Here is a 24,137-nt window from a genome sequence, read left to right as displayed (position 1 = left end):
CTATATGGGATTAAATGGAAAAAGGCATCGCCTCGTATTTCAGAAGCAATGCCTTGGATATTGTTAAAGTGCACTACGATACAATCAGAATTCGGCCGTCTTCGGTGTACGCGGGAACGGTATCACGTCGCGGATGTTCTGCATGCCAGTGACAAAGAGTATGAGCCGCTCGAAACCGAGACCGAAACCACCGTGCGGACATGTTCCGTACTTACGTGTGTCAAGATACCACCACATATCCTTCATCGGGATGTTGCGCTCCTCGATTTCACCCATCAGCTTGTCATAGTTCTCTTCACGCACGCTACCGCCGATTATCTCGCCTATCTGCGGGAACAGCACATCAGTGCCCTGAACGGTACGTCCGTCCTCGTTAATCTTCATATAGAACGCCTTTATCTCCTTAGGATAGTCAGTCATGATAACCGGCTTCCTGAAGTGCTCCTCAACCAGATAACGCTCATGCTCACTGGCAAGGTCCATGCCCCAGCTTACGGGGAACTCAAACTTACGGCCTCCAGCCACAGCCTCCTCCAGAATCCTAATGCCCTCGGTGTAAGGCAGACGGACAAACGAATCGGCAACCACCGACTTCAATCTTTCAATCAAAGTCTTGTCGACCATCTTGTTAAGGAATTCAAGATCGTCCTGACATTTGTCGAGAGCCCACTGCACACAATATTTGATGAAGTCCTCCTCAAGGTCCATCAGACCGTTGAGGTCGATGAAAGCCACCTCCGGCTCTATCATCCAGAACTCGGCCAAATGGCGCGGTGTGTTGCTGTTCTCGGCACGGAATGTCGGGCCAAAGGTGTAGATGGCTCCCAATGCCGTGGCACCGAGCTCACCCTCGAGCTGTCCGCTCACGGTGAGCGAAGCCTGCTTGCCGAAGAAGTCGTCGTCGTAGATAATCTTTCCCTCGTCGTCCTTCTTGAGGTCATACAGGTTCTTCGTCGTTACCTGAAACATCTGGCCGGCTCCCTCACAGTCGCTCGCCGTAATCAGAGGCGTGTGGAAATAGAAGAAACCATGCTCGTGAAAATACCGGTGTATGGCAATGGCCATGTTGTGGCGTATACGCATCACCGCACCAAATGTATTGGTGCGCAGACGCATATGGGCATATTGACGCATATATTCAAAGCTCTGTCCCTTCTTCTGCATGGGATAGTCGCTGCCGCAGAGACCGTAGACCTCTATCTCACGACATTGTATCTCCACTGTCTGACCGGCTCCCTGGCTTTCCACCAATTCACCGTTCACACTTATGCAGGCTCCTGTAGTTATCTGTTTCAGAGTATTCTCGTCAAACTTTGCCGGGTCCACCACCACCTGTACATTCTTTATGGTCGAACCGTCGTTGAGTGCAATAAAATCGACAGCCTTGCTGCTACGGTGCGTACGCACCCAACCTTTCACGTTCACGACAGCCCCGAAGTCAGTACACTTCAGCACGTCGACCACTTTCGTTCTGCTTATCTTCTCCATATCTGTATAAACTTTATTCATAAGCTCCCATGCGCAGACGGTCCACCTCTTCCTCTGTGAGGTAGCGCCAGTCTCCGCGACGGAGATTCTTCTTTGTAAGACCGGCAAAGAGCACGCGGTCGAGCTTCGTAACCTTGTATCCAAGACTTTCGAATATACGGCGCACGATTCGATTCTTTCCGCTGTGAATCTCTATTCCAATCTGCTTCTTGTCCACCGGGTCGGCATATTCAACAGCATCGGCCTTTATCTCGCCGTCGTCGAGTACTATTCCGTCGCGTATCTGCTGTATGTCGTGTGCTGTAACATTCTTGTCAAGATATACGTGATATACCTTTTTCTTCAGGAACTTGGGATGCGTCAGCTTGCTGGCCAAATCACCGTCATTGGTGAGCAGAAGCACACCTGTGGTGTTGCGGTCAAGACGCCCCACAGGATATATACGCTCGCGGCAGGCGTTCTTCACGAGGTCCATCACCGTCTTACGCTGCTGCGGGTCGTCGCTTGTAGTAACATGATCTTTCGGCTTGTTGAGCAGCACATAGACCTTCTTCTCCAGTGCCACAGGCTGGTCGTGGAACTTTATATCATCGGTGCGCAACACCTTTGTTCCGAGTTCCGTCACCACGTTGCCGTTCACCGTCACCACACCTGCCTGTATGAATTCGTCGGCCTCGCGACGGCTGCATACTCCGGCATTGGCCAGGAATTTGTTCAGACGCACGGGCTCCGTCGGATCATAATTCTCTTCCTTATACTCTATGCGCTTCTTCATGCTGTACTTGGCATTCGGATCATAATCGGCCGTTCGCGGGCGATAACCGCCACGGTTGTTGTAGCCGGAGTTATATCCGCCACGCTGCTGACCGTAGCCTCCACGATTGTTGTTATATCCACCACGTTGCTGACCATAGCCTCCGCGGTTGTTGTACCCGCCACGTTGCTGGCCATAGCCTCCGTTGCTATAGCTGTTGTAACTGCTGCGCGGCTGGCCGTAGCCGGTCTCCTCGCCTTCGGCTCCACTATTACCGCCGTTGTAACGCGGACGATAGTTGTTCTGACGTTGCTGACCGTAACCTCCGTTGTTGCTATAGCTGTTGTAACCGCTACGCGGCTGGCTGTATCCGGTCTCTTCGCCTTCGGCTCCATTATTGCCGCTGTTGTAGCGCGGACGGTAGTTGTTCTGGCGTTGCTGGCCGTAGCCTCCGTTGTTGTTATAGCTGTTGTAGCCACTGCGCGGCTGACCATAGCCGGCGCGGCTGTTGTAACCCCCTTCTCCATTGCTGTTGTAGCGCGGACGATAGGCTGAACGCTGTGATGCATTCTGCAGACCGGCTCCGAAACCTTCGGGACGGAAACTGCTTTCATCGCTAACGCTCTTTCTGTTGAAACCTGAACGTTCGGTCGTATAGGCCCGTGTCTGCTGTATACGCGGACGCGGTGAACGACCTGTTGCACTTCGATAGCTCTGATAACTTCCTGTCTGTTCCGACTGCGTATAACCTTCGCGGCTACCGGCATTCTGCTCGGCAGACATCTCTTCTGTTTTCTTTTCGTTCTCTAAATCCATAACTCCAATTTTTTAATGCAAGCCTCACGGCCTGTCTTTGTTTTACTACTTCTGTTGATTTAATTTAAATATTTAATGATGTGTTTATAATATCCTGTCGTGAAAGTGCCATTACCAACTTTTTCCGCCGGCTGTCTTTATCATATTCCGGTGTATGTATGCGGAGTGACAGCCATAATCTCTGCTTTCACACTGTCGCTGACAGCAAGCCCTTTTACAAATTCATGTATCGTCTCCTCTGTCATCTTGCTGTTTGTGCGTGTCAGAGCTTTCAAGGCTTCGTACGGATGAGGATAAACCTCACGGCGAAGTATGGTCTGTATGGCTTCGGCCACCACGGCCCATGTATCGTCAAGATCCTCGTTTATCTTACTTTCGTTGAGTATCAGTTTACGCAGTCCCTTGAGCGTGCTTTGGAAAGCAATCAGGCCGTGTCCCATCGGCACACCAACGTTGCGAAGCACCGTCGAATCGGTAAGGTCGCGCTGCAGACGGCTCACAGGCAATTTCTGTGCCAGGAACTGCAACACAGCGTTTGCCATACCGAGATTACCCTCGCTGTTTTCAAAATCAATGGGGTTTACCTTATGAGGCATAGCGCTTGAGCCCACTTCGCCGGCCTTGATTTTCTGCTTGAAATATTCCATCGAGATATACATCCAGAAATCACGGTCCAGATCGATGACAATGGTATTGATGCGCTTCATGGCATCGAATATGGCTGCAAGATAGTCATAGTTGCTTATCTGAGTGGTGTACTGCTCACGCTGCAAGCCAAGTTTATCGCTCACGAATCTGTTGCCGAACTCGCGCCAGTCATACTGCGAATAGGCAACATGATGGGCATTATAATTGCCCGTGGCACCACCGAACTTTGCCGTAACGGGCACATTCCGAAGTGCCTTCAGCTGCTCTTCAAGACGATAGACAAACACCATAATCTCCTTACCCAGACGTGTGGGCGATGCCGGCTGTCCGTGGGTCTTGGCCAGCATAGGAACATTTTTCCACTCTTCGGCATACTCGCGCAGCTGCGCTATCAGCTCCTCCACCGCAGGGCAGTAAACATCGGCCAACGCCTCCTTCACAGAAAGCGGCACACTTGTATTGTTGATATCCTGTGAGGTCAGTCCGAAGTGTACAAACTCCTTGTAATCGTCCAGCCCACCTATCTTGTCAAACTCTTCCTTGATAAAATACTCCACGGCCTTAACGTCGTGATTGGTCACTTTCTCAATGTCTTTCACACGCTGTGCATCGGCCACGGCAAAATTGCGGTATATGTCGCGCAGACGCTCAAACATATTCTTGTCGAAATCTCCAAGCTGAGGGAGCGGCAACTCGCAAAGGGCGATGAAGTACTCTATCTCCACCCGTACACGATAGCGGATAAGGGCATACTCCGAAAAATATTCTGCCAAAGGTTCAGCCTTACCTCTGTAGCGGCCATCTATCGGAGAGATGGCTGTCAGTAATTCTAAATTCATGATCATTATTCAAAATCGATTTTGCCCGCAAAGTTAATCATTAAATCCGATTTAACCGAAAAAGTTAACGTTAAAGTTTCAACGGAGGCTAAAACTTTGGGAAACGGAAATACACCGCGGAATGCCTTATAGGGTTCTTCTTGATTTTTATCCTTGTTTTTCATTAATATTAAGGTATAAAAGACTGGCTTTTAAATTTTATTCGTATCTTTGCATCCGGACTGTCATTGGCCTTAAGCCTGGTTGCTAAAGTCAGACGGGGTCTTTCACAAGCATAAGGCAAGGCTGCTCACGCCATGCAGAGTGTGGTCAAGGCCAGAAGCTATATCTACACGAAGCGGCTTGGGTGGGAAGACGGTCCGGACATAATGAAGGCGTTTACTTGACGCTGTATTTGAGACACACTGAAATCTTGCAAACTCTCAGTATCTAAGTCTCGGATATAGTCAACGGTAGATGTCCCGGGTGTGATTATATCCATCCCGCGGAGACCTTGTAAGCACGGCGTGCATCCCGTAGCAGGACGCAAGCCTTTGTTTATACAGGTCTCTTGGCGGTACGATGATTCATATCGGCGTGGGCTCTGACGTTGTCTGTTCGACTTAGATAGGCAATGCAAGAGCCTCAGTGTGTGGAACGGACAGCAGAACGGTTCCACGCTTTTTTATCGTCACGTACCCAGGTCAAGTCTTTGACAAGGTATCATCGGGATATGGATTTATATTGCGCCACATCAGATGTAAAAGATTCCAGAGGCGGCCGCTCCCCCTCGCCCCGCGCCGGACTTGCCTCCGACGTCCTCCCCGAAGCTCGAACGCCGGCAACGGCATGCAGCTCACACACTGGGGTGTCCACAGAATATGCGTTGTCCGGAACAGACCAAGAGCCTCAGCCCGGAAAGACAGAAGCAGCCCGGCACTGGTATGCCTTGCGCACAACATACGGCAGGGAGAAAAAGGCATACGACTATTTCGTGGCACACGGCGTCAAGGCTTTCCTGCCCACCGTCAGGAAGGTACGGAAGACAGACGGCAGGACAACGACGGTGGAAGTTTCGCGCATACCCAACATCTTCTTCGCCTACGGAACGGAAGAAGAGATGAAATCTTTCGTCTACGACAACGTAAACCTGCCCTATCTCCGCTTTTATTACCGCCACACACATGTCGGCAACAAGATTGTCAAGACTCCGCTCACTGTGCCCGACAAACAGATTGACAGTCTCAGGATAATCTGCAATGCCGGGGAAGACAATGTAATTGTCGCCACCGGAGACATCGGCAAGTTCAAGGAGGGCCAGACCGTACGCATCACCGAAGGCAAATTCGCAGGAGTAACAGGGAAAGTGGCCCGCTATCATGGACAGCAGCGCGTGGCCGTGGTCATCGACAGTGTGCTCACGGTATGCACCGCATATATACCGAGTGCTTTCCTAAGAAGAATTTAGGGTAATAGGATGCTCATGTATATAGAAACCAATCATCCGGATTATCAAAAACTCACATACAAAAACAATAAAACAACAATATAACAAACTTATACTACAATGACAAAAATCTGTGGTGAACCTATGCCGTGGCCCAATGCCACATCTGAAGAGATACAGCAGCAAAGTATAGACACTTGTGCTGTCAAATCCCAACAAATCGTTATGAAAACTTTTGGTATGAACATTCCGGAGGATGTACTTGCTTTAGAGAGTGAGATTAAAAACTACTATCATCCCGGATACGGCTCAGATCCGGAACAAGTTGGCAAATTACTTAACGACCATGGTATTCCGACTCATACACAAATTAATGCCAATGTATATGACCTTGTCAACGAACTGGCACAAGGTCACAAAGTAATTGTTGGAGTTGATGCTGATGAATTATGGAGACCATCTTTCTTCAACGACTTGTTCGGAGAGGAGGCCAATCATGCCATTGTGGTTACAGGCATTGATACGACAGACCCGGATAATGTGAAAGTAATAGTTACAGACCCAGGGACTGGTGATGTGGCAAAAACTTACCCACTTGACCAGTTTTTAGACTCTTGGCATGATTCAAACTGTTTCTACGTCGCAACAGACAATGCTGTACCCGTCAAGAACAATCCGGAAATGAGCGGGTTCAATTATGAAATTGGTCATATACCTTTTATATGCAACATACCTTACGACAATTACGAACCGCTTGTAAGTGAGTTTTCAATATTCCATGACGACATCATTAAAAATATGAACAGGTGCATCAACAATTTAAATTCAGACAAGAACGTACATGATGATGCCACCAATATATCAGAACATATTAAAACCCAGTTTGAACACATGTTCAATGTAGAACAATTAATGCAGAACAACTGGGATGTTTCTTCCCAACACAACCCATCAGACATCTGCCACTCTTTACTGAACGACTGTTGGAATTGGGAAACAAACAGTTCTACACTGCCAGACTGCATAGATATACTATAATACAACAACCATTACCAGATTGATTTTATGAACGAAACGATAAAAGACCTTGCCACAAGAATCAGAAAGGAAATGACAACCCTTTGCAACCAAGTCATTGAATATTCAAAAACAGACGATTTTCCCAATGCTGACAAAGATTTGGACATAGCTCTTGATATGCTCAACAACGGAATTTACAATGTTGTTGTATGCGGTGAAGTAAAGAAAGGCAAATCGTCATTCATTAATGCCATAATAGGAAAAGACATACTACCTGTAGATACGAGAGTGGCCACATCCCAAGCCTTTCGCATCATCAACTCTGACACGGAATCCTACTATTTGGTATACACTGATGGAACAAAAGAGCCTGTTGGCAGAGAAGACCTTGACAGATATGGTTCACAGGCCAGAATAGATAAAGACGGGGAACCTATCACATTTGATAAAATTGTGGATTATATGGAAATTCACACTCCGATTCCTTTTCTGCCCAAGTCTATAGTTCTGGTCGACACTCCGGGGCTGGGAGCTCTCTATGCCAACCATGCTGTAGTGACAGAACGGCATTTGGCTAAAGCATCTGCTGTTGTCTTTATATTAGACCCATCCAATCCAATAACCGAGCCGGAAATTGCATATCTCGAAAAAATAACAGATATCACTTCCAATGTCATGATAGTAATGACAAAGCAGGACAACTATGACGGTAATTATATCAAGACACAGATAAGGCGTAATACAGAAATACTTACGGAAAAAGGTATTGCAGAAAAACTCAGCAATACCCAAATAAACATTTTACCCATGTCAAGCGCTTTACTCAAGGATGTCTCCGATACAGATTCATACGATAAAGAGGAACGAGAACTATTCTACGATATAAGCAGTTTCGAAAACGTGAAAAAAGAGTTGTTGAACATGCTGGAAGCAACCATTGCTTTATCAAAAAACGTTTTTGCTTATAATGCTGTCAACGCCTATAACAACAAAGTGATGGCAGAAGTTGCAGAAAGAGACAAAATATTGAGATCTCCAAATGAAGCAAATGCCTTATCCGTACAGAAGCAGCAAATAAAAGCTGATTTTCAAAGCAAATGGGGACCCAACGGGAAAGAACAAAAAAGCATCATTAATGATGTCAATGCTATTGTCAATGCCTTTTCAACAAAAGCAATGGCTCTGTTCAACCCTGGAACAGACATATATAACAAACTGATGCAAGAAATAGACAGCCTAAATGATTATGACGAAACAAAAACTTATGCCGAACTCTTTCCCAAAAAGATAATGACTGAATATATGCAAGCATGGCAAGGGTTGAATGAAGAATGCTTTTCAAAGATAGTCAAATTAATATCAAATGCGCGTGAACAAATGACTATAGACCGCAATGGTGACACAGCAAATTTAATGGATACATTGCCTCCATTTTCCATACCCAAAAGAAAATTCCTGGATGTATTCAACGACACAAAAGCCGGATGGCTTACACTGTTCTTCGCAGCAAATGTCGTTGGTTTATCTCTTACGATTTTCGCTTTGCCAATAGCTGCCGTTATCGGATGGTTTACAGGAAACGCAGCAAGAACAAATAGAATGAAAATGGAATTGAAAAGTTACCTGAATTCAAATCTGTCATCTCTTCGCAATCAAGTCCTAAGCAACCCGATAAACAAGGATGACAAACTTTCCAAAAGTCTGTTTGAAGATTCAAAAGAAAAACATTTGAAACAAGCCCAAAATCTCTTAAGCAATATATATAACGAACAATTAGACATTACCCAAAAGGAGGTAAACCGTATTAATGAGCAAATAACTCTGCTCAATACACAAAGGGCAGCACTAATCACGCGACAAGAAGCCATTAAGGAAAAATGGGATCCGGCTTATACGAAACTAAAGGAACTCAGAAATACTCTGTCCAAATTGGAAAACCTCATAAGAACGAATAAAGCATAACAATGAGCACACTTGGTATTGATTTTGGTACATCATTCAGCACTGCGTCTTACATCACGTCCGACGGCACTCCTAAAGCAGTGAAATTCCCCGGGCATGATACCAAAATGCCGTCATTGGTTTCTTATTACAACAACCAAACCATTGTCGGATATACTGTAACAGAATATCTGAAACAGATATCCATATCCGGACAAGACCAGTTGATGGAAGACTTCATGAAAACTACAATAAAAAGCATTAAAACAAACTTGTCTGTGAACGGTCAGAGATGCGGTCATAGTCACAGAGAAATTGTCACAACAATAATAAAACACATAAAGACTGAATCTGAGAAATCTTGTTCACCAATTATTTTCGACAATCTTGTACTGACACATCCCGCCCAATTTGAAGAATGGAAAAAAGATCTAATCAAAACTGCAGCAATAGCAGCAGGATTCAATAACGTACAGCTTCTGCCTGAACCGGTTTCTGCAGCAATAGGATATCTTCGTTGTTTGGGACATAGCGACTTGTCCAAAACGAAAGGATTGCTTGTCTATGATTTGGGGGCAGGCACTTTTGACGTGGCCTATGTCACTAAGCAAGACGGACACTTTATCGTCCCGTTTCCACCGAACGGTGATGCACATTGTGGTGGGGACAATTTAGATGATGCCCTGTATGAACTCTTAATAAACAAGGCAAGGCCCATTATAGGCAATGGATATCATACAGAAGAAAAAGATTTGGGTTTGCTTTTTCGGTGTAGAGGATGGAAAGAGATGCTTTCTACTTTAGATAAGATACCGATTTCCATATTCTCACAAGACATGTCGAAAGAGTTCAAATATGATCTGACAAGAGATGAATTCGAACAAATAGCTAAACCCACCATCCGGCGCACTATCAATTTAACAAAAGCGATTGCTGACGATGTAAAAAACAACAGATTGCCCCTTGACTTCATACTCTTAATAGGAGGGAGTTCTTGTATCCCTTTCGTCGAGAAAAGTCTGAAGGCTGCTATTCCAGATATAGATATCAGAACAACGGGCGATGCTGATATTGCCGTTGCATTAGGTGCATCCTGCTATGCAATAAGCCCAATAGAAATCAATCCGGAGAAGGAATGGTGCTACTGTATGTATGATGGCAAGAAGATTCTTCGTAGTTATAATTTCTGTATTTATTGCGGCAAACACAATTTTATAAAAACCGGTAAGTTTTGAATCCTATAGAAGAGAGTGAAAAACTCATAAACAAAGCATGGGATTTGTTTCAGGAAATTCCACTTGGACGAGGTTATCTTGAACGTTTGTCCGCCCTTAAAGTCCGTCTTCACCAACCCTGCGAACTGGCTATTGCAGGAAAGGTAAAAGCTGGGAAAAGTTCTTTCTTGAATGCTTTAATCGGTGAGAATCTTGCAAAAGTAGGCGATTTAGAAACAACAGCCACCATCAACCGTTTTTGCTACGGCAAGCCGGAAGATCCAGACAGACCGGTAAAAGTGGTATGGGACGATGGAGCATTCACACTGGAAACACTTGACTTCATGAACAGTCTGCAAGGTCATGACACAGACACACTTGCAAAAGCATCTAAAATCGCTTATTTGGAATATCAAGTGGAAAATCCATTACTCCGCGAGCTCACATTGGTTGATACTCCTGGCACAGGAGCTGTAGTTGAAGCCCACCAGAATGTCGCAGAAAGATACTTCGACTTGCGCGAGAAACATAAAAGGCAAACGCACGATTGTACTTCTAAAGCAGATGCTGTGGTATATCTTATGGGAGCTGTCGCAAACATCAATGACAAATCTTTTTTAGACGATTTCAAAAGCAGCACAGAAGATTGCATTCCAATCAATGCCATCGGTGTATTGTCAAAAGTGGATATTGACATGAATCTGCTTGAAAACAGGCATGAACAATCACAATATCTGGCAGATAGTCTCAAAGAGCAACTATGCACAGTAGTACCGGTCTCTGCCGGTCTACACGAGGTGTTGAAAGAAAAATCACATCTGTTCCCACAATGGCAAAATCAGGTAAAGAGCATAAAAAAACGTTCTTTCAGTATGATGTTGAAAGGCCGAGACATCTTTATGTCCGATCGTTTTTCTGACATTCCCATAGAATCCCGTAAGGAGATGCTTGGCAATATACCTTGGAGCATATTCCGCACAATAGCCAATAGTCTTTACTATGCAGACACGGTTGAGGAATCACTAAAAGAACTGAATGAAATAGCCAACATTGACAATGTGAAACACATTGTGAAAGATTATTTCTTCAGCCGAAGCAAGACTATACGATGTACAAGGATTATGAATGAACTTTATCAACTTGTATTGAAAGTACACTCTTTTGGCTTATTCCAATTAAGGGAAGAGAACTGTCAATTTGAGCAATGGATACAATTCGTTCAACAATTCAATGATCCAGCGGTAACCGGGCTTGTTGAATATCTGCAAAAACGACATAGAAACAGGGATGACATTAAGAGAATAGAAATCGGACTTATCTACGATTTAAAATCCCCGATTGAAATGTTGTTAGTAGAAATAAAACAAACCGATGACGATTTCCAGGCATTACAACTACTACGGAATAACAAAGACTTATTCAAGGATTACGAATTCGAAGAACTCAATACTGTTTTCGGACCTTACCAAGTTATTGATAAGGCAACTGCACAAGAACGTTTGGACTTTTGGCAAGGTAGAGAATTTCTTATTCGAAATGCCATTAAACAACATATTGTCCACCAAGCGATAAACAAATATAATCAAATTATAAAAAATAAATTATGAAACATTGTAGTAAAGGGCACAACAATCCGGATGATGCTGTATTTTGTGCTGAATGTGGAGAAAAACTCGATCAAAGGACATCAGAACTGAGGGAACCAGCTGATTTGGAAACAACACCTACACATCATGAATCAAAATCGTACACAACGAACTCCACCGGTTTTTGGGGAAATTTATTAGTTATAGGTGTTCTTATAGTTGTAGGCTATTTTGTCCTTGGAGCTGTCATAAAAGTCATTGAAACAATTGGAGTTATATTCGCAATAATTTTTTAATAACCAATATGAGAATGGTGGACTTGCCGGCAATAACTTAAGATTGCGAAAACTCTTTTCTTAAATTCCGCCTCCACTCATTATAAAACATTCAAATAAAAGTTTATCATACTCATTTAATCAATACAAACAATATGGATAAGAATAAAAACGAAGACATTGGCAAACAGAAAAATCATTTGGGGAAAGAAATAATCACGAATCTGAGATGGATAGGCAAAAGATGCGGAGAATTTCTTCTGAAAATATCCCAAGACGATTATGAAAATCCGTCTCCTGCCCCAAAAGTAGAACCTGAGTCATGGGATATTGGTGATAATCCGACCTCGTCAGACCCACTGCATGGTGTTGGCAAAAATGATGATATAAAAGACATAAACCTGCCACAAACACCATTGCAAGACCAGGACCGTAATGTTTCAACGGAAAAGCTCATCAAGGAAATCGTACAAACAATAGAGATCTACGACAATCAGGCGGCAAAAGTATCTGATGAAGCCCAGAAAAACATATACAATGAAGCTGCCAACATACTCATAGAGAAACTCATTCTTGCCGGATGTGTTCCTATTAATCCTAAAGAGAATGACAAATTCGATTTCGCAATACACAGAACAAACATTTTCTCACCTTTCAATAATAATAGATATATAAAACGAACTGTAAGAATTGGGGTATTGCAGAACGACACTATTCATATAAAAGCGATTGTTGAACTAAAAGAAGAAAATGAATACGAAGTATTGCAGTAAACGTCATTCAAACCCCGATGATGCCGTGTTTTGCTCAGAATGTGGTGAAAAGCTATCAAAACATTCTATAAACAAAAGCATTAAAATTTGTCCTAAATGCAAACACGAAAATCCCAATGATGCGGTTTTCTGCTCAGAATGTGGATCCAGTCTGTCTGACCGTCCATCACCAAAGCCTAAAATTATACTGGAAGTATCGTCAAGTGCTGAATGTCGAACCATATCAACAAATCCCCGTCATACTCGCTACAGAAAAGTCGGATTCTGCCATGTGTTTGATTTTGAGGAAAAAGGAATAGTTGAAGTCCTTTTTGAAAGAGACGGACATGTATATAAAAAGGTTGTCGACACTGGTATATGCAACAAACTTGAATTGCAATGGGGAAGAATTGCCGCCCAATGCTCGTCACCATGTCAAATTAAGCTATATGGTCCAAACATGAATTTACCTATAATAATAGAGAATACAAGTTATAAAGTATTCTCCGTACCGTATGGGAAATATGTGTTGGAGTATAGTTTGGATGGAAAAATAGAAAAGAAGAATCTGAATCTTGACAGTTCTTCAACTTTGCTTGATGAATCCACATTGCGAAAATCATTTCCTATATTAATTAAGTCTGACGTCAAAATCGAAAAATTTCTAATAAACAATTCTGATATTCAAAAATGGAAAACCAATCATACTGTTAAAATCTCAGATAATACTATTGAGATTCACCTTCCTAAAGCAGAATACGATTTCAGTATCGTTGTCTCTGACAGTCATGGTTACGGTCATATAACAAAACATGTTTCTGTTGAAAAGGCACTAACATTAGATATCCATTGGTGTAAGACAACAATAGAAACAAATGCAGACGAAATAACATGTCGCTTTAATAAATCAACGATTAAATCTGTCTATAAGAACAATATTGCTGCAAAACTATATTTGGCAAGAAACGAGGTTTATGACTTCATGTTTAATGTTCAATCTCAAACTTTCATAGAGAAAATCAAAACAGAAAAAAACGTTTTGATTTTAGAACGGAAATGGAAAGATGTTGAATTTCATTTTGACAGAAATCATTATAAAGGAGTCCCATGTTATTACGAAATATATTCATCAACATCAGAATCAACATTCTTACCAACAGAAGATGGACAAATACCTCCATCTGATATAATCTGCCGAAAACTTCCTTATGGCCCTACAAAAATACAATTCTATATAGGATCTATATATGAATATGAAATAGGAAAGAGGGATTTTTCTGTTACAGACGATACTCCAACCATAAACTGCAATATTCCTATAGAACGGTCATACAAAGCAAAATGGCAATGGCTTAGAAAAACTATTTTCTACGCTATTTGGTTCAGTTGCTTTCTGCCTGTAATTTGTGTTTCATTAATACCATTTTCTCCTTTATTCAGCCATGCCCAATTTTATATTGGATATTACATATTATCAATTTTAGCTTTTGGGGCATATTCGATATCTTCACTTTTTACCCTATATTTTTACTATCGCATACTATTTGATGGGGAAAAAGCATGTAGAAAAGCCTTTGGGGCTGCTATTCTTGTTATAATATTAGGATTTGTATTTATGACTAATCAAAATAAGTATTCTGATAATGAATTATTATTCTTTGGACCTTTAGTATTGTATGTATTCTCTTCTGTTATTTCCCATTATGTTTACAACGCAGAAATTAAAGGGTATAAAATATGGAATACCGTTTTGTGAACAAATCAGTTATGGCAAACAATAAATAAACAAGTGCATGAAATGTATCTATTGTAAGAATGAAATTCCAACGTCAAGCAAATTCTGCATGTGTTGTGGAAAAAGAGTCATCGTCTGCCCAGCATGTCAATACGGTCCGTTACCGATGGTAGCCGTTTACTGTCCAAATTGTGGCAAAAAACCAGTAGAAAAACCGGAAAACGAGAACAGTAACATGACTACACAGAAAACAGTACGGTGAACATGCTATAATGTCATAAAGCAATGTTGAAACTTTATGCAAAATATAACGAAAAAATAATATATAATGAAAATACTAATTAATTTTTCAGAAATCCATTCTCTCGCAATGTCAAAGACAGGACGGGAGTTGGTACTGTCTGTCATGAATGAGCGGACAGTGAAAGCGGAAACCAAAGTGAGTATTAAAGTGCCGCTGCTTGGTGAAATAGAAAAGACCATAGGGTTGAATATAAGTGTAGAACGGATAGAAGGCCATGATGTATATCTGAAATATGATGGCGGTATGGGAACAGACATGATTATCGGTGGCCTGTTCACATTTCTGTCTTCATCCTCAGCCCGGAATATGGTGGAGAAGACACAAGGCAACGGCATTGTAGTGCACCTGAACGAGATTGAAGAGGCATGTAAGATATTGGATATTGTGGAACTGACAGACATCTTGTTCCAAAATGAAAGTGTTGTTGTTGAAGGAAAGCTGAGAAACATTTAATATAACGAAAGCATAAATGTTACTTTCGAATATAGAACTGTAAAATTTAAAAGTTGCGCCCGACACGGATTAGGGTTGGTAATAATGAAATGGAAAATAGGCATTGTGTCGGTTATCATTACTGCAATAGTAGTTTACAATCTCCCTTATTTTAGAGAAATCAGGTTTTTTAATAAGGTTGAGGAAGCCCATAACCTTGTAATGTGTGATAGGTATATATCAAAATATCCTGACGGCAAGCATTTGGATGATGTCATGTACATCAGAATTCAGATTCTAGAACACAACATGCCTTCAGTAACAGAGTATCTTGAGAAGTTTCCTTCAGGAAAGCATGTTACAGAAGTCAATGCCTTGTGTGACATTCTATGGGATAAAGAAATTGAAAGATACAATAAAAGAGACAAGGGTAACGAATCAAAAGCAGCGGTCAAATACATGTCTGAAATGCTTCAGTACATGAAGAAACACCGTATCAACTCCATTCTTGTAGATGTCAACTCCACGTTGAAACTTAAAGATTACAATGAGTATGATACAGATGTACGCAAACTGCTTGAGATATTGAACAAAGACAAGATTTCGATTGCAGATGGCATGATTTCGTTAAAATCAAACTTTACATCAACAGACAATACGACACTTATGGATATCCTCATATCCGGTGTACAGAAAAGCATCAACAAGATATTTTCCCCGAACTTCATAACCGTGGTGAGTTTTTCAGACAATAAAGACCGGATGCCCCATCTGATGTTTAATTATACGATTACAAGCCAGGAAATCAGTAATGGAAAAGTAATCATACCCCATATATGGAAATATACCAACGAATCTGGTGTGACATTAAATTATCTTATGGGTATTTCTGTGGAATTTCAAGCGCACTTCAGTATTCCGGAAAGTTCGACGGTTTTTGATTACATAGAAAAAAGCGAACCCTCTGACAACATCAATGATGTTAAAAACATAAGGGATGGTTATAGACAAATGACCCAAATATGTTTCGCCCTGTTCTCCAACAAAATGTCAAAGAATTTAGGTTTAGAGGAAACATATTTCCAAGGAAATGATGAAGATTAATTGGTTATAAGTTAGTCAGCAGCAATCCGCATATCAAGAATAGTTTTCCCAAAATAATAATTGTAAAATGAAGAGATTAAGTATCATAGCATTTATGTTTCTATGCACAGGCAGTGCTTTTGCACAGGACAGAGTGATAACCAAGGATGGTGACGTGTTTGAAGCTTATCGTATAGATATAGGTGACACGTATTTGTATTACACAAAGGAAGACAAAGATGATACCGTCCTACAAAAGATAGCCAAGACCGACGTGCTGATGGTAAAGAAAAAAGACGGCACCAAGATTGACGTTACAGAGTATGCGCCCGCATCCGCTCCAAAACCAACGGCACAGGCGGAAAGCAATGAACAACCGGGTATCACACAGGTGAAGCCTGATGACTTGTCAGCAGAGACAAAGGCAGCGAACGACGCGCTGATAAAGAAGATTAACGCACCAGTGGAATTTGATGTCAAGGAAAAGCATCAGGAAGATATAGGCAAGAAAGAAGCGACCTTTGGTTATGCCTGTTTGGGGATCGCTCCCAACTCCGTACTTTGCAATGAAGATATTGAAGTGAGTATGGAAATCAGACGCTTATACAAAGCGTCAAAAAAGAGTCCTGCCGGGTGGGATGGAGGAAGATACGCATATAGTTTGGTATCGGAGAACCCGGGAATACGGTTTTCAATAAAGAACAGAACATCCAAAACTCTATATCTGGATCTTGCGAATACATTTTATGTGACAATGGGACAATCCACATGCTACTACATTCCATCATCAACAACGACATCCAACACATCTTCCGGAGGGGGCAGTGTAAACCTTGGGGCGATAACGGGAGCATTAGGCATTGGAGGCACGGTCGGAACATTAGCTAATGGAGTAAATGTAGGTGGCGGTTCTTCAAATACTACGAGCAACACCACGTTTTCGCAACGCATCATTGCCATTGCACCATTGTCAACTGTAAAGTTATCGCCACAATACCTGTTCTGCAATGAGGAAAAGGACATTTCAACAGGATTAAAGTATCGTCTGGTAAAGAGAATGGATAGATCTTACATTTATGGCATTTATGCAAATTTTTCATCGGAGTCACAGGCCGGTACCATGATGTATGGAGATCATTATGTATATAATCCCGAAAACTCACCTGTAAAGATGTCTTTCTTTGTTGCATACTCCAAAACAGAGAACAGCACTTCCACCAATGTTCTTCCATCGTATTTTTATCTGAAGGATATGTTGGGATACAGATACTACTCGGATAATATAAAAAATAATGATATCCTTTTTTTAACAATAGGTATCACCGATAATAAAAGGAGAGATTCTTTCCCAAAACAATAAAAAACATAGAATTATATAAAATGGTCAATATCTAAAATTATGAAACAGATTTCATTATTATTTATGGTAGTGTTCTTTCTTATGAGTTGTGAGAGCACAAAAACCTGTCCCGTGTGTAACGGTGAGGGAAGCGTGATGATAAACGCTGTTGAAGAGATTGAATGTTCTATTTGCAAAGGAGACGGAGAGGTGCCGGCAAAGGATTATGAAATGATCAGGAACACTTGGTTGAAGATAAGATCAGGGCAATTTGACAGTCCCAATACGGGAGGCATGCAGCAAGAAAGCCAAGTGCAATGTCCGATGTGTTCCGGCACAGGTGTTTTTAGTGGCTATGGCAGCAGCCAGACTTGTGGCGAATGTAAAGGAAGTGGATACACAACGGCATCACGGGCAGCACAAATACGGCAGTCCCTGCAACAAATTGACCAAATGACAGGTGGAGGAGGTTATGGCGGCACAAGCATTGACGATGGGAATTATCATCCTGCTCCAAGCAATTCAGGTTCAACCGATGCCCCATCATGCCACACCTGCCATGGTACAGGAGGATGCCAGCACTGCCACGGCACAGGAGTTGTAGAGTACGAAGGACAATACAACACCTCGGACGGTATAATGAAATGCCCCATCTGCAAAGGTTCCGGACGATGCGGCGTCTGCAACGGGAGAGGAAAGATTTAGAGAAATAGCATCTTGTTCATTTTATGAACACAAATATGGAATAGAAACCTAAACAAGAAACTATAACAAAATGATTTATGAAAAATAAGAATAAAATATTATCAAATAGAATAGTAATACTATTGATATTTATCTTTCACTTCCTTTTCATTCCTGCTCAAAACATAAGAGATCTTGAGAAAGTGAATAAAGTATATATAAAAGAATTGAAATCAAAAGGCTATAAATCTGTTGACATCAAGACAGGAGACAATGGCTTTTGGTATTTTTTAGTTGGAAAGAAAATTGAAGGAAAAAAAGTATATGGAGTAATCGACAAAGACAGGAAAGAATTATTTGAATGTAAATATACACAAATAGCATATCTACCGGAAATACCCGATGACGGGTATAGATATCATACTTTCCCATCCATGCAAGGAGGCGAGGAAACAGTATCCATTTATCATTATGCAATGCCAGGACATTTTGTTTTAGAGGACATGGCTGGTCATACGGTCATTGCTCTTATTGATGGCTGTATAATCAAGAATATAAATGATGATTGTTTTATAAGTGGAAGTTGGATAATAACCCACTCTAAAAAAATATATATAAGAAATTATGGTGGTTGTCAACGCCTAATGTTAGTGAACAACGATACAAAAAATATAGGACTCATGACATGGGACGGGAAAGAGATTGTTAAAAATGAAAACTTTTTAATGTACATAACATCAAAAACAAAAGATACATTTAACGCGACTTTCGTTTTTAATACGAAAAACAATGCAGGAGGTTTTTACTGTGAAGATTTAAACGTTATAGTTCCTACAGAATATGAAGAAATAGAGGCAAACTATAAAAAACGCACATTTAATGTAAAGCTATCTCCCATAGATAAGCTTCATGAATATAATCCTGATATTAAAGAAGTTTATATTCCCAAAAATCAAGGTGAACAATATCTAAAGGAGCATAAATACAAAGAGTGTATTGAATACTATTCTAAAACAGGAGTTGATGATTCTGATTCGAAGTTCTTTTCATCATATGCAATGTTTGGTATAGCGACAGGACATATTATGAAATTACAAAATCACCTTTCTGCACCATCTGTTAATTCAAGAAAAGGATATGACTATCAAGAAGCAAAGAGTCTCTTACAGAATGCAATAGAAATACTGAATACAGCCACTATCCAAGATACGATTAGACAAGACATTTACAAAGAAAATATTTCAACTTACAAGAAATATTTAAATATTTTGGAAACAAATAATTCGATATTGAAAAAAATAGTTTTGGTAATATGTTAGAAAAGTCTATTATGAAAGGATTGGCTGATGGTATTACAAAATCAGCTCTTAAGTCAATAAACAATTTGGTTTCTCCTTCAAAAACGTCAAATAATATATCTAATGGTGGCACATCGGTTGGAATTTCAGACAATAGGACCAATTTGTCATCGTCAAGTAAAGAACCCAATTCATCATCATCTCAACCTGCCACCCAATACCGTCAATGCAACAAATGTCGGGGAACAGGTGAAATATTCACAACAAGCACCGTAGCAACTTATGGGAATGACAAAAAAGTCGTATGTCCTGAATGTGGTAAAGAACATTGGCTTTCCACGGTTCATCATCATCGAAAATGTGACAATTGCAATGGTTCAGGGAAAGTTGCAAAATAAATAAAGGATATGTGCATAAAGTAAAAGCGTCCGACAAAAAAGTAGTTCTAATAAACAAAAAAATTAATGCGATAATATGAAACGAATTATTATAACATTTTTATTTCCGCTCATTATGGTGACAGCAGCAATGGCACAAAGCAGTTGTCCGTACTGCCACGGTACAGGAACAGTAGTTAAGAACATCAGTGTATCCCAGTACGGTTTGGCCGATTATAAAGTAAAGTGTCCGACCTGTGGAGCTGTCACTCTCAAGTCTACCGGTCACAGTCATATTCATTGCCAGCATTGTGGCGGGACTGGCAGAAAACAAAGTAGCAGAACACGGGATAATGTAACATACGACCCAGACTCCCCCGAAGGGATGCAGGCAAGAGCTTTGGCTTACACCATCAAATACGGCTTGCCATATACGGATAAAGAGAATGAGGCAGTGAAACGCTTGAAACAAAACGACCCGGCAATGGCAAATAATTGGGAAAGATATCGTCAGATACTAAATCAGGGAACCATACATTTCAATCAAAATAATGCGCTCTGCTTTTATCGGTATGACACAGTACAGAATATTGACGCTGCAAAAAACAGCTACGACCAAGAACTTGCCAAGATAGGCCATCTACTAAAACTTCCCAATGACTTATATGCGGTCTATCAACAGCTTTATGCAAAATACCAATCGGCATACAACGAATACAGAGATATAACAGGAAAAAGCCAGCACTTACGCAATCTTCAGGAACAATTAGACAATTACATTTTAATGAAGAATATGTTTTATTGAAAATTGGAGACAACGGCAAAGTCACATGATTACAAGAAACATGTAATAGCTCTACAGGCAAACTATAAAACCACAAAAAGATTATGAAACGTACATTGATGTTTTTACTAAGTGCGGCAGCAGGGCTGTCGGCCTATTCGCAGGATGTGATTGTCACCAAAGAGGGTGACGCAATGAAAGTGTATGGGGTGGAGATAAGCGGCACTTCCGTGTTCTTCCGGGAGCAGGAGGCCGAAGACTCGCCCATCAGGAAGATGAAGAAAGAGGATTTGCTGATGGTGAAATACCGTGACGGCAAAAAGGTGATAATGGACGACTCGGAAAAGGCCGCGGACGAAGCCCCTGCAAGTGCAGTACAGACACAGCCCGAAGGCAACGTACAGGTGACCGTGGAAAACCTGTCGGCTGAAGGGCAAGCTGCCAACAACGCAATCCTGGAACGGCTGAATGCACCGGTGGAATTGGTTTTGAAAGACAAGGACAAAAGTGATATAGGCAAAAAAGAAGCGGCACGCGCATTGGCCGTATTCGGAGTGAAGAAAAGTTCAGTCATGGCAAACGACGAGATTGAAATATCGTATGAAATGGGGAGATTGACTAAACGTAATAAAAATGCTCCCGCAGTATGGGATTGCATAAAAACTCAATATACCAACTCTAACCCTGCAATAAAGTTCTCCGTAAAGAACAAGACAAACAGGATACTGTATGTCGACCTCGGAACAACATTCTTCATCCGGCTTGAAGAGCCAATATGTTTCTACACCCCATCTTCCACAACCACCTCACATGGCAAAAGCGGCGGAGCCGGCGTGAATCTTGGTGCCGTAACAGGAGCATTGGGCATAGGCGGCATGGCAGGAAGTCTGGCCAATGGTGTGAATGTGGGAGGAGGCACCACAAGCTCAACCACAAGCACCACGTATTCTCAAAGGATTGTTGCCATTCCTCCTATGTCATCCATAGAACTTGCCCCGCAATACCTGTTCGGAAATGAGGAAAAGACCATCTGCGATGGAGCCGAATACCGACATTGGGACGCTTACAGCTATATACTAATTCCTCGCTTTAATTTCTCAAAAGAAAAAGGTGGGGTCATGCTCGTAGGAGACCACTACAAATATTCGGAAGAAAGTTCGCCAATTCAAATGAGTTTTATGCTATCTTACGGTACAGAAGAGAACTGTGCCTCAACGAAAACATTAGCATCACATTATTTTCTGAAAGATCTACTGGGAAGGAAAACTCTTAAAGGAAATCTACTGGGAAACAATACTCTTAAAGGAGATTTAAACACTGATACTGTTCCGTTTACAGATGTTTGGATAGAAGACAAAGGCTCGAAAGCCGTATTTCCCAAACAATAATTACTGACTTTGCTTTATCCGCCTTTTATCCGAATAAAAAAGGCGGATAAGAGCATTCCCGGAAACGGCATACGCACAACATATTGGTCAGTCATCCACGAAAGCCAGAGTCTTTTGTTGAATTTCATCCCACGTTTTCTCGCCATGGCAGAGCTGAAACGAGTTTCACTCTGCTCATTTGGCTTGACGAAAACGTTCTTTTGTGATAGAGCAAGGGTTAATTCAAGCTCTTTATATACATAAACCAATAAAAACGATTGATTATGGAAAACGTAAACAAGAAAAAAGAAATCAGTAAGACACAGGTCTTCAATGTTATTATTCTCGACCGCAGCGGATCGATGGAGAGCATACGCCAGGCTGCCGTGGAAGGTTTCAACGAGACACTTGCCGGCATAAAGAAAGCGCAGAAGAAGTTTGCAGACACACAGAAACACTTCGTGTCGCTGGCTACGTTCTGCAGCTGCGGAACAGAGAATGTATATGACAAGACTCCTGTTGACGAGGTACAGCCTCTGAAAGCGTCAGACTACGAGCCATGCTGCCGCACCCCACTCTACGATGCCATGGGGATTACTATCAAAGCCATATACAAGCATGTAAAGGATATCGAGGATGCCGTGGTCGTGGTAACCGTCATAACCGACGGTATGGAAAACGCATCGAAGGAATACAGCAGACATGACATCAAGGGACTCGTAGAAAGACTCCGTAACGAAGGCTGGACCTTTACATACATGGGGGCCAACCAAAATTCCATAGAAATAGCCGCATCAATATCCATCCGCAACGCCAGCAATTTTGAATTCAGCAACAGAGGCATTGTCAACACTATGACCAAAGATTCGGCCACACGCATGAACTTCTTTGCACGGCTGTCGAAAATGAAAGAGAACGAATCGGCCGACGGATGCAATGACACAATGACGGCTGAGATACGCCGCAGAATCTACACCGGCATGGCCGACGACGCTTTCGATGAAGAAAACGGAAAATGAACGTTTTCGTCAAGCCAAATGAGTAGAGTGAAACTTGTTTCAGCTCTGCCATGGCGAGAAAACGGGAGACGAAATCCGACGTTTAACCGAAAGCAACAATGAGGGTGTATCAAGAAAATCCGATCTTCCCGGCCCATTGCCAACCGGAGAAATCCGCCGTCCCCTCATGGAGACATTGGGCTCAGTAGAAAAATAATGGGGATAGAAATTTTTCTACTGAGCCTGAATATATCATAAAACCATGTTTCCACACATAGCAAAAAATCCTGCTTTCCAATTCTCGGACAGCAGGATTTTTATTTTCTCTTTCGTTGTGTGGGCGCTGACGGATTCGAACCGCCGACCCTCTGCTTGTAAGGCAGATGCTCTAAACCAGCTGAGCTAAGCGCCCTTACTTCTTGTAAGCGGTTGCAAAGGTATGGAGTTTTTTTGTAACCACCAAATTTTTGAGCGATTATTTTTAAGAAATCTCAAAAAAACATTCCTTCTTCATAACCACAATCATAATATATAGAAGTTAGTCAACAGAATTAAACTAAGTTAGTCAACAATATATATAAGTTGGTCAACAGAATTAAACTACATTATCATACGGACATTGGATGGATGCGCCCTAAATGAGCGCCCCACCGGGGCAACGAGCACACAGCCCGGGGCAGAGCGCAGCGGCACCCCGGGATTCAAACATCGACAATCCCTGCGCCCTGCTTTCTATGTAAAAATCCAAATATTTTTCCGATTATTTTTATTTTTATACTGAAATTTTGTATTGTATGTCGTACTTGGTGTTTTTTCTGACCAAGGCAGTGACGATATGTATAAGTTTGTTCTTGACATTGTTGAGTGCGACCTGCTTCTTTTTTCCCCTTTTCAGGAGCCCGTTGTAGTATAGCGCTATTGCGGGATTGTATCTGACGGCAGCCATTGCCGCCATCGTGAGCATGGCCTTTATCTGC

General features: G+C 41.9%; 22 protein-coding genes, 1 tRNA gene and 1 pseudogene. 18 read left to right on the top strand and 6 right to left on the bottom strand.

The genetic code is table 11. The features are described from left to right. Positions 1-84 precede the first annotated feature (84 nt). From asnS to HPS55_RS03515, 4 genes are all read right to left on the bottom strand, one after another. Positions 85-1,488, bottom strand: a complete 1,404-nt coding sequence (asnS, locus tag HPS55_RS03530) for an asparagine--tRNA ligase (protein ID WP_172176521.1) — start codon at positions 1,486-1,488, stop codon at positions 85-87. 13 nt (positions 1,489-1,501) lie between these two features. Then, on the bottom strand, positions 1,502-3,058 hold the full coding sequence (locus HPS55_RS03525) for a pseudouridine synthase (RefSeq protein WP_172176523.1): 1,557 nt from the start codon (positions 3,056-3,058) through the stop codon (positions 1,502-1,504). A 140-nt stretch (positions 3,059-3,198) separates the two neighbouring features. Next, positions 3,199-4,545 (bottom strand): adenylosuccinate lyase, encoded by a 1,347-nt coding sequence (purB, locus tag HPS55_RS03520; RefSeq protein ID WP_172176525.1) that lies wholly within the window; start codon positions 4,543-4,545, stop codon positions 3,199-3,201. Between the two features lie 5 nt (positions 4,546-4,550). Further along, positions 4,551-4,709 carry a hypothetical protein gene (locus tag HPS55_RS03515; protein ID WP_172176527.1) on the bottom strand — a complete coding sequence of 53 codons (159 nt, stop codon included), beginning with the start codon at positions 4,707-4,709 and terminating at the stop codon, positions 4,551-4,553. Positions 4,710-5,257: 548 nt separating this feature from the next. Here HPS55_RS03515 and HPS55_RS03510 point away from each other — a divergent pair. The 18 genes from HPS55_RS03510 to HPS55_RS03425 all read left to right on the top strand — a co-directional run bounded on the left by HPS55_RS03510 (position 5,258) and on the right by HPS55_RS03425 (position 23,181). Continuing rightward, on the top strand, positions 5,258-5,992 hold the full coding sequence (locus HPS55_RS03510; protein ID WP_172176529.1) for a UpxY family transcription antiterminator: 735 nt from the start codon (positions 5,258-5,260) through the stop codon (positions 5,990-5,992). 99 nt (positions 5,993-6,091) lie between these two features. After that, complete coding sequence (locus HPS55_RS03505; protein WP_172176531.1) at positions 6,092-7,009, top strand: C39 family peptidase; 918 nt, start codon at positions 6,092-6,094, stop codon at positions 7,007-7,009. Between the two features lie 27 nt (positions 7,010-7,036). After that, positions 7,037-8,953, top strand: a complete 1,917-nt coding sequence (locus HPS55_RS03500) for a dynamin family protein (RefSeq protein WP_172176533.1) — start codon at positions 7,037-7,039, stop codon at positions 8,951-8,953. A 2-nt stretch (positions 8,954-8,955) separates the two neighbouring features. Next, positions 8,956-10,167 (top strand): Hsp70 family protein, encoded by a 1,212-nt coding sequence (locus HPS55_RS03495; protein ID WP_172176535.1) that lies wholly within the window; start codon positions 8,956-8,958, stop codon positions 10,165-10,167. Continuing rightward, complete coding sequence (locus tag HPS55_RS03490; protein ID WP_172176537.1) at positions 10,164-11,753, top strand: dynamin family protein; 1,590 nt, start codon at positions 10,164-10,166, stop codon at positions 11,751-11,753. Before HPS55_RS03495 ends, HPS55_RS03490 begins: the two co-directional genes overlap by 4 nt. Further along, positions 11,750-12,028, top strand: coding sequence for a hypothetical protein (locus HPS55_RS03485; protein WP_172176539.1), 279 nt, complete (start codon positions 11,750-11,752; stop codon positions 12,026-12,028). The genes HPS55_RS03490 and HPS55_RS03485 overlap by 4 nt, the downstream gene beginning before the upstream one ends. A 134-nt stretch (positions 12,029-12,162) precedes the next feature. Beyond that, complete coding sequence (locus HPS55_RS03480; protein ID WP_172176541.1) at positions 12,163-12,780, top strand: hypothetical protein; 618 nt, start codon at positions 12,163-12,165, stop codon at positions 12,778-12,780. Beyond that, a complete protein-coding gene (locus HPS55_RS03475; protein ID WP_172176543.1) occupies positions 12,758-14,515 on the top strand; it encodes a zinc ribbon domain-containing protein in 1,758 nt (585 codons plus the stop codon). Before HPS55_RS03480 ends, HPS55_RS03475 begins: the two co-directional genes overlap by 23 nt. A 37-nt stretch (positions 14,516-14,552) precedes the next feature. Beyond that, positions 14,553-14,756 carry a double zinc ribbon domain-containing protein gene (locus tag HPS55_RS14355; protein ID WP_172176545.1) on the top strand — a complete coding sequence of 68 codons (204 nt, stop codon included), beginning with the start codon at positions 14,553-14,555 and terminating at the stop codon, positions 14,754-14,756. Between the two features lie 66 nt (positions 14,757-14,822). Continuing rightward, positions 14,823-15,251 (top strand): hypothetical protein, encoded by a 429-nt coding sequence (locus HPS55_RS03465; protein WP_172176547.1) that lies wholly within the window; start codon positions 14,823-14,825, stop codon positions 15,249-15,251. Positions 15,252-15,335: 84 nt separating this feature from the next. Then, positions 15,336-16,334 carry an outer membrane protein assembly factor BamD gene (locus HPS55_RS03460; RefSeq protein ID WP_172176549.1) on the top strand — a complete coding sequence of 333 codons (999 nt, stop codon included), beginning with the start codon at positions 15,336-15,338 and terminating at the stop codon, positions 16,332-16,334. 67 nt (positions 16,335-16,401) lie between these two features. Next, complete coding sequence (locus HPS55_RS03455; protein ID WP_172176551.1) at positions 16,402-17,673, top strand: hypothetical protein; 1,272 nt, start codon at positions 16,402-16,404, stop codon at positions 17,671-17,673. 39 nt (positions 17,674-17,712) lie between these two features. Further along, on the top strand, positions 17,713-18,357 hold the full coding sequence (locus HPS55_RS03450; protein ID WP_172176553.1) for a hypothetical protein: 645 nt from the start codon (positions 17,713-17,715) through the stop codon (positions 18,355-18,357). 77 nt (positions 18,358-18,434) lie between these two features. Beyond that, positions 18,435-19,655, top strand: a complete 1,221-nt coding sequence (locus HPS55_RS03445) for a hypothetical protein (protein ID WP_172176554.1) — start codon at positions 18,435-18,437, stop codon at positions 19,653-19,655. Next, on the top strand, positions 19,649-20,032 hold the full coding sequence (locus HPS55_RS03440; RefSeq protein WP_172323499.1) for a hypothetical protein: 384 nt from the start codon (positions 19,649-19,651) through the stop codon (positions 20,030-20,032). The genes HPS55_RS03445 and HPS55_RS03440 overlap by 7 nt, the downstream gene beginning before the upstream one ends. Positions 20,033-20,108: 76 nt before the next feature. Continuing rightward, complete coding sequence (locus HPS55_RS03435; protein WP_172176558.1) at positions 20,109-20,816, top strand: hypothetical protein; 708 nt, start codon at positions 20,109-20,111, stop codon at positions 20,814-20,816. Between the two features lie 83 nt (positions 20,817-20,899). Then, positions 20,900-22,183, top strand: a complete 1,284-nt coding sequence (locus HPS55_RS03430) for a hypothetical protein (protein WP_172176566.1) — start codon at positions 20,900-20,902, stop codon at positions 22,181-22,183. Between the two features lie 263 nt (positions 22,184-22,446). Beyond that, on the top strand, positions 22,447-23,181 hold the full coding sequence (locus tag HPS55_RS03425; RefSeq protein WP_172176568.1) for a VWA domain-containing protein: 735 nt from the start codon (positions 22,447-22,449) through the stop codon (positions 23,179-23,181). A gap of 316 nt (positions 23,182-23,497) precedes the next feature. Here HPS55_RS03425 and HPS55_RS03420 read toward each other — a convergent pair. Next, positions 23,498-23,572: transfer RNA gene (locus tag HPS55_RS03420), tRNA-Val, on the bottom strand. Positions 23,573-23,932: 360 nt separating this feature from the next. Further along, a pseudogene (locus tag HPS55_RS03415) lies at positions 23,933-24,137 on the bottom strand (IS110 family transposase); the annotation flags it as partial.

This window comes from Xylanibacter rodentium (assembly GCF_013166575.1).
Classification (GTDB): Bacteria; Bacteroidota; Bacteroidia; order Bacteroidales; family Bacteroidaceae; genus Prevotella; species Prevotella rodentium.
This window is presented reverse-complemented; position numbering and strand designations above follow the sequence as displayed.